This window comes from Kitasatospora sp. NPDC059646, from assembly GCF_042734615.1.
GTDB lineage: Bacteria > Actinomycetota > Actinomycetes > Streptomycetales > Streptomycetaceae > Kitasatospora.
In genome coordinates this window covers 1-8,108 of the sequence record NZ_JBHWDS010000101.1, presented here as the reverse complement: position 1 = coordinate 8,108, position 8,108 = coordinate 1, and the positions used below count along the sequence as shown (strand labels likewise).

The 8,108-nt window shown below is 73.7% G+C and carries 5 protein-coding genes; 4 read left to right on the top strand and 1 reads right to left on the bottom strand.

The window, feature by feature from the left end:
- Positions 1 to 28 precede the first annotated feature (28 nt).
- On the bottom strand, positions 29 to 907 hold the full coding sequence (locus ACFV1L_RS36090) for an alpha/beta fold hydrolase (protein ID WP_380374478.1): 879 nt from the start codon (positions 905 to 907) through the stop codon (positions 29 to 31).
- A 169-nt stretch (positions 908 to 1,076) separates the two neighbouring features.
- Between ACFV1L_RS36090 and ACFV1L_RS36085 the strand changes: the two genes are divergently transcribed.
- From ACFV1L_RS36085 to ACFV1L_RS36070, 4 genes are all read left to right on the top strand, one after another.
- Positions 1,077 to 3,047, top strand: coding sequence for a BTAD domain-containing putative transcriptional regulator (locus ACFV1L_RS36085; protein ID WP_380374480.1), 1,971 nt, complete (start codon positions 1,077 to 1,079; stop codon positions 3,045 to 3,047).
- 96 nt (positions 3,048 to 3,143) lie between these two features.
- The gene (locus ACFV1L_RS36080; protein WP_380374475.1) at positions 3,144 to 3,716 is read left to right on the top strand and encodes a GNAT family N-acetyltransferase; all 573 of its coding nucleotides are present in this window, start codon (positions 3,144 to 3,146) and stop codon (positions 3,714 to 3,716) included.
- A gap of 106 nt (positions 3,717 to 3,822) precedes the next feature.
- Positions 3,823 to 4,152, top strand: coding sequence for a DUF1330 domain-containing protein (locus ACFV1L_RS36075; protein ID WP_380374473.1), 330 nt, complete (start codon positions 3,823 to 3,825; stop codon positions 4,150 to 4,152).
- A gap of 316 nt (positions 4,153 to 4,468) precedes the next feature.
- The gene (locus ACFV1L_RS36070; protein WP_380374471.1) at positions 4,469 to 8,023 is read left to right on the top strand and encodes a hypothetical protein; all 3,555 of its coding nucleotides are present in this window, start codon (positions 4,469 to 4,471) and stop codon (positions 8,021 to 8,023) included.
- Positions 8,024 to 8,108: the final 85 nt, after the last annotated feature.

The following is an 8,108-nucleotide window of genomic DNA, read 5'->3' as shown; positions in this document are numbered from 1 at the left end:
CCGCCGGCGGGCGCGGGCCCCGCACCCGTCAGCGCGCCAGCAGCTCCCGGATCGCCGCAGCCACCTCGTCCGGGGCCTCCTCCGCCATGAAGTGCCCGGCGCGGGTCAGTCGGTGATCGAGGTCCGGCGCCCACGCGCGCCACACCCCGGCCGCGTCGTAGCCCAACTGCGCGCCCCAGTCCTGCTGGACGACCGTGACCGGCATCGCCAGCTGGGTGCCGGCGTCCAGGTCCGCCTGGTCGTGCACCACGTCGATGCCCGCGGACGCCCGGTAGTCGGCGACGATCGACGGGACCGCCGCCGCACTCGCCCGCAGGTACTCCGCCCGCACCGCCGGCGGCATCGCGGCCGGATCGCCCGCCCAGGCGTCCAGGAACGACCCGAAGAACGCGTCCGCACTGTTCGCGATCATCGTCTCGGGCAGGCCCGGCGGCTGCGCCATCAGGTACAGGTGGTAGCCGACGGACGCCGACACGCCCCGCAGGACGTTCCACATGTCGAGGGTCGGCACGATGTCCAGGATCCCCAGGTGCGTCACGGTCTCGGGGTGGTCCAACCCGGCGCGGAAGGCGACCAGCGCACCCCGGTCATGACCCACCAGCGCGAACTGCTCGTGACCGAGCGCCCCCGCCAGCGCCACCACGTCCGCGGCCATCGTGCGCTTGGCATACACCTCCTCGTCGACCGCGGCCGGCTTGTCGCTCGCACCGTAGCCGCGCAGGTCCGGACAGATCACCGTGTGCTCCCCGGCCAGGCGCTCCGCGACCCGACGCCACATCAGACGGGTCTGCGGGAAACCGTGCAACAACACCACCGGAGTGCCCGAGCCGCCCACCGCGGCGGACAGCTCCACGCCCGGGGCCACCGGCACCCGGACGGATTCGAAATCGGAGAACGCGAGAGTCATGACAGAACCGTCCTTGCAGATCGGGGGAGGGAAACGCTGACCGGACCAGCCTCCCCGGCCCCGATCAGCAACCGATCAGTGCCGTTCGCCCGCACCCGCCCCCGGCCCGCAGGATGGACCCATGCGCACCGACACCACCGGCCACCAGCAACCCGCCCCCGACCCCGGCGTGCGCATCGACGTGCTCGGCCCGGTACGCGCCCGGTACGCCGACGGCACCCCGATCGACCTCGGCGGACCCCGGCACCGCGAAGTACTCGCCCGGCTGGTCGCCGCCGAAGGACGCACCGTCGCCACCGAGACCCTGGTCGACGACCTGTGGACCGACCCACCCGCCCGCGCCGTCGGCGCCCTGCGCACCTTCGTCGCCGCACTCCGCCGCGCCCTCGAACCCACCCGGCCACCGCGCACCCCGCCCCACCTGATCGTCACCGAGGGCCCGGGCTACGCCCTCCGGCTGCCCCGCCGCGACGTGGACGTCCACCACTTCCTCGACACCCTGGCCCGCGCCCGCCGCCACCCCGCCGCCGTCGACGACCTCGGCGCCGCCCTCGCCCACTGGCACGGACCGGCCTACGCCGACCTGCCCGACAGCGCCTGGACCCGGCGCGAACGCACCCGACTCGAGGAACTGCGCCTGGACGCCGTCGAGTTGCGCGCCCGCCTGCTCCTCGACGCCGGACGGGGCGACGGCCTCGCCGCCGAACTCGGCGCACACGTCGCCGAACACCCATGGCGCGAGCCGGCCTGGGCCCTGCTCGCCCGCGCCCAGTACCGGGCCGGCCGCCAGGCCGACGCCCTCGCCACCCTGCGCCGCGCCCGCCGCATGCTCGCCGACCAGCTCGGCCTCGACCCCGGCCCCGAACTCCGGCACCTGGAGCGCGACATCCTCACCGGCGCCGACCGCCCGGAGAACACCACCCCGGCCGCCCCCGACACCGCCGCCCCGACCGCCGTGCGGCTCGGCCCGTCCGGCCTGCGGCTCGGCCCGCGCACCACCGTCGACCTGGCCCGCACCCTCTCCCTCGCCGGCGGCGACGCCCTCGTCCAGGCCCGCCACGACCGGCTCGCCGCCATCCGCGCCGCCCAGCGCACCGGAGACCCCCGGCTGACCGCCCGCGTCATCGGCGCCTACGACGTCCCCGCCCTGTGGAGCCGGGCCGACGACCCCGCACAGTCCCGCGTCGTCGTCGCCGCCGCCGAGGACACCCTCGCCGCCCTCGGCACCGACCCGCCGCCGGGCCCGGCCGCCCGCCTGCTCGCCACCATCGCCGTCGAGAGCCGCACCGCCGACCTCACCGACACCGAGCACGCCCGCGCCCAGCAGGCCGCCCGGCAGGCCGAGACGCTCGCCCGCGAGCTCAACGACCCCGCGCTGCTCGCCTTCGCCCTCAACGGCGTCTACCTGCAGACCTTCACCCGCCCCGGACTCGCCGCCCGCCGCGACCGCACCGGCGCCGAGATCCTCGACCTCGCCACCCGCCACCACCTGCCGAACCACGCCGTCCTCGGCCGGCTCGTCCGCCTCCAGTCCGCCTCCGCCCGCGGCGACCTCGACGCCGCGCACGGCCACGCCCACGCCGCCGAACGGATCGCCGCCGACACCGAGGCACCCCTGGTCCACGTCCTCACCCAGTGGTTCGCCGCCCGCGCCACCGCCACCCGCAGCACCGAACCCGGCGGACCCAGCGCCGCCACCGCCGCCGCCCAGTACCGCACCGCCGACGACGCCCTGCGCACCGCCGGCATGCCCGGCCTGCACCGCGGACTGCTGCCGCTCGCCCTGCTCGGCCTGCGCCTGCTGCACGACCGCCCCGCCCCCACCGACCCGCACCTCGACTGGGGCCCCTACCGCCCCTGGACCGAACCCCTCGTCCTGCTCGCCCAACAGCGCCCCGACGACGCCCGCGCCGCCCTCACCGCCGCCCCCGCCCCGCCCCGCGACCACCTCCAGGAAGCCCTCTGGGCCCTCACCGCCCACGCCGCCGCCCGCCTCCACCTGCCCGAACCCGCCGCCCGCGCCCACGCCGCCCTGCTGCCCGCCCGCACCGAACACGCCGGCGCCGCCAGCGGGCTGCTCACCCTCGGCCCCGTCGCCCGCTACCTCGACGAGGCGAAGACCTGCGCCGACAGCGGCTGACCCGGCACGGCGGCGGCCGGGCGCACCGGCTGACGCACCGCCAACTAGGGTGGCCGGACACCTCGACGACACCGCCGACCACCACCAGGGGGCCCGATGACCGACGCCGCGCCGCACCGCATCCCGGCAGCCATCACCACCGAGCGACTGATCCTGCGCCCGTTCACCGCCGAGGACATCGACGAGCGCCACGCCTACCAGTCCCTGCCCGAGGTCGCCCGCTACCTCTACCACCCGCCGCTCACCCGCGAGGCCTGCGCCATCTCGACAGCCACCCGAGGCGTCCACGCCGGCTGGAACGCCGACAACGACGGCCTGCTGTGGGCGGTCTGCCGCGCCGACCGGCCCGGAGTCCTCGGCGAGGTCGTCCTCACCCTCACCAACGCCCGCGCCCGCCAGGCCGAGATCGGCTGGGTCTTCCACCCCGACCACGCCGGCCACGGCTACGCCACCGAAGCGGCCCGCGCCCTCGTCGCCACGGCCTTCGACTCCCTGGGAGTCCACCGCGTCTTCGCCCGCCTCGACGCCCTCAACACCGCCTCCGCCCGCGTCTGCGAACGCCTCGGCATGCGCCACGAGGCCCACCTGGTCGAGAGCGACCTCGACGGAGACCGCTGGGGCAGCGAGTACGTCTACGCCGTCCTCGCCCGCGAGTGGCCCACCGCCTGACCGCTCCCCGGCCCGCCCTACCTATACGCGACGGATTCGCCCCGCCCCGCCGCTCCGTACCGTCGAAGGCGTCAACCCGCCCCCCCGAGACCACGGGAGCTGCACGATGACCGCCTACGCCCTGGCCCAGGTCCACTCCGTCGAGCCCGGACCCGACATCACCGCGTACCTGCGCCGCATCGACGCCACGCTCGACCCCTTTGGCGGCCGGTTCCTCGTCCACCGCGCCGAGTTCGAGGTCCTGGAGGGGAGTTGGGGCCCGAGCGGGGTGATCCTGATCGAATTCCCGACCTACCGGCAGGCGCGCGCCTGGTACGACTCGCCCGCCTACCGCGAGATCCTCGACCTGCGCACCCGGCACATGGTCGCCGACGTGGTCCTCGTCCAGGGCGTGCCCGCCGACTACCGGGCCGAGCACCGCTTCCGCGGGCACTGACGGTGCTTTTGACGGCGTGTCGGCTTGACCGCTCCCGCCGGACCTGATTGACCGTCAGTGCCGTGTCGGTGGCGCTTTCCTGACGCTCTGAGGCATTCAGGGTATTTGGTTGGGCTACTGATAGTACTAACTGATTGGCGTCGATTCCGGCAGTCCATATGTCGTGGGTATGACGAGACATTTGCGCGGTCCGTGGCGACTGGGTTCGCGCGCGGCCCGCTTGATCGGTGCCGCAGCGGCGGTGGGAGTGGTGAGTGCGGGACTGCCCGCTTCGGCGGCGGCCCAAGGCGTGGTGCCGACCACGCACCGTGCAGCGGTGGCACCCGAGCGCGTCCGAGCGCTCGGCACACCGCTCCTGGAGGAGGACTTCACCGGCGCGACCGCGGACCCCCGGTTCGTGGCCACCGGTGCGGCCTGCCTGACCGGAGCGCCGTCCTCGGCGCTGGGACCCGACGGCCGCCCCCTGGGCGGCTGCCCGACTCCCGAAGTGGGCCCGGTCCCGCCCCTGGACGGCGCCCCGTTCGGCTACCTGCGGATCACCGACGCGGGCAACGACCAGGACGCCGCCGTGCTGTTCGACCAGGCGCTGCCCGCGAGCAACGGCCTGGACGTGACCTTCGACCAGTGGCAGTACGGGAGCACCACCCCCGCGACCCCGGCGGACGGCATCTCGTTCTTCCTGGTGAACGGCGACGTGACGCTCAAGCACCCCGGCGCGTTCGGCGGCAGCCTCGGCTACGCGCAGAAACTGCCGGACGACAACCCGAACCTCGGCTTCCTGCCGGGCGTGGACAGCGGCTACCTGGGCGTCGGCCTGGACGTCCTGGGCAACTACTTCGGCGACTGGGAGCACCGCGGCAACGGCTGCGCCCAGCGGTCGCCGGCCGGGACGGCGTTCCGCATCCCCGCCCCCGGCGCGAACATGGTGACGGTCCGCGGTCCGGGCAACGGCACGGAGGGCTACTGCTTCCTGACCGCCACCACCAGCAACTTCACGACCACCGGCCCATGGCCGTCCACCCTCCCCGGCACCTTGCAGGGCCCGCTGACCTCGCTCCCGCCCGGGGTGACGGCGGCCCAGGCCCAGGCGCTCCTGGAGCCGTCGCGCCGCCGGGTCAACGTCCACCTGAGCCCGGCGCCGAACCCGGTGCTGACGGTGTCGGTGGACTTCAACAACGGCGCGGGCATGCAGCAGGTGCTGTCGACGCCGGCACCGTCCCCGGTCCCGCCCACCTACAAGTTCGGCTTCGCCGGCTCGACGGGCCTGTTCACGGACGTGCACCTGATCCGGAACGTGGCGATCTCCACCGAGCAGCCGCTGCCCGAGCTGAACCTGGTGAAGCAGGTCCACCAGCCGCTGCCGGGCGTGCTGACCGTGGGAACGCAGATCCAGTACGACTTCGTGGTCACCAACTCCGGGACGATCCCGATCAACAACCTGGCGGTCAGCGACCCGAAGGTGGGACCGGTGACCTGCCCGGTGAGCGTCCTGGCCCCCGGTGAGACCGCGACCTGCACCTCGACCTACCTGATCACCGCTCAGGACGCCGCCGCGGGCCACGTGTTCAACACGGCCGTGGCGAGCGGAACGGCGGACGGCAACCCCGTCACCTCACCGCCCTCCTCCGAGGACGTGCCGGTGGTCTCGCCGCCCGGCCTCGACGTGATCAAGCACGTCGACGCGCCCGGACCGTTCCACGTCGGCGACACGGTTCCCTACACCTACGAGGTGACGAACACCGGCGGCACCCAGATCACCAACCTCGTGATCACGGACGACCGGGTCACCGGCATCACCTGCGACACCACCGTCCTCGCCCCGCGCGGCAGCCCCGGCGACAGCACGAAGTGCCAGGGCAGCTACGTGATCACAGCGGCGGACGCGGACGCCGGAGAGGTCACCAACCACGCCACCGCCTCGGGCACCTCCAACGGCCAGCCCGTGACCTCGCCCGAGACCCAGGCAACCGTCCCGGTGATCGGCCCGTCCTCGGTGGCCCTGGAGAAGCAGGCCGACACGACCGGCCCCGTCCAGGTCGGCGACACCGTCAACTACACCTACACCGTGACGAACACGGGCACCACCGTGCTCGACAACGTCGTCGTCGTCGACGACCACGTGTCCTCGGTGACCTGTGACACGACGACCCTCAACCCGGGCCAGAGCACGCTGTGCCACGGTTCGTACCTGGTGACCGACGCGGACCTGGCCCTGGGCCACCTGACCAACCGCGCCGAGGCCGCCGGCTCCAACCCCGAGGGCGAGACGGTCGTCAGCCCCCCGGCCGAGGTGACCCTGCCCGTCATCGGTGTGGCACACCTGGCCCTCGCCAAGCAGCCGGACACGGCTGGTCCGGTGCACGTCGGTGAGACCGTCAACTACACGTACACGGTGACGAACACGGGGACGGCGGTGGTCAGCAACATCACCGTCACGGACGATCACGTGGCGTCGGTGACGTGTGACGTGACGACGTTGAATCCGGGGCAGAGCACGTTGTGTCATGGTTCGTACGTGGTGACGGCGGCTGATGTGGCGGCGGGTCATGTGACGAACACGGCGCACGCGAGCGGGACGGATCCGCAGGGTGGGTCGGTGCAGAGTCCGCCGGTGGAGGCGACGGTGCCGACCGCGGGTGCGGGGCAGCTTGCGTTGGAGAAGCGTGCCGACTCCGCCGGGCCGTTCCGGGTCGGTGAGACGGTGGCCTACACGTACACGGTGACGAACACGGGGACGGCGGTGGTCAGCAACCTCACCGTCACGGACGACCACGTGTCCTCGGTGACGTGCGGGGCGGCCTCGCTGAATCCGGGTCAGAGCACGACCTGTCACGGCAGTTACACCGTGACGGCGGCTGACGTGGCGGCCGGTCACGTCACGAACACGGCGCACGCCAACGGCACCGACCCGCAGGGTGAGCCCGTGCAGAGCCCGCCGGCCGAGGCGACGGTGCCGACCGCGGGTGCCGGGCAGCTCCGCTTGGAGAAGCGTGCCGACAGTGCGGGCCCGTTCGGTGTCGGTGACGTCGTCGGATACACGTACACGGTCACCAACACCGGGACCACGGTCGTGAACAACATCAGCGTCACGGACGACCGCGTCTCCTCGGTGACGTGCGGGGCGGCCTCGCTGAATCCGGGTCAGAGCACGACCTGTCACGGCAGCTACACCGTGACCGAGGCCGATGTGACGGCCGGGCACGTCACCAACACCGCTCACGCGAGCGGCACCGACCCGCAGGGCGGGCCCGTGCAGAGCCCGCCCGCGGAGGTGACGGTACCGGTGGTGGGCGCGGCGTCGCTGGTGGTGGAGAAGACGGCGGACACCGGTGGTCCGGTGCACGTGGGGGAGACGGTGACGTACACCTACACCGTGACGAACACGGGCTCGGTGGTGCTGTCGGACCTGGCGGTCACGGACGACCGGGTGCAGCAGGTGACGTGCGAGGTCTCGGTCCTGGAGCCGGGGCAGAGCACGACCTGCCGTGGGACGTACGTGGTGACCGAGGAGGACGCGAAGGCCGGGCACGTGACGAACCGGGCGACCGCGTCCGCGCGTGACCCGCAGGGCCGGCCGGTGGAGAGCCGGCCGGTGGAGCTGTGCATCACGGTCTCGGTGTGTCCTCCGCACGGCAAGGACAAGGATCACGGGAAGGGACACGGTAAGGGAGGTGACGGCTGCTCGGAGCGTCCGGGCGGTCCGGTCGGGCCTCCGCCGCCGCCGCACGGCGGCGGCCAGGACGGCCTGCCGAACACCGGCTCGCCGGTGGCGCTGGCCGGCATGGCCGGCGGCGGCCTGCTGACCGCCGGCAGCGCGCTGTTGCTGGTGCGGGCGCGACGCCGCACGGCCGCGGGCCGGCTCGTGGGGTAGCACCCCGCGCCGGCCGTCGTCGGGTGGTCCGCCCCTCCCCGGCATACCCGGTGACCGGGACGGCGGCGTGCGCGGTACGTGCGAC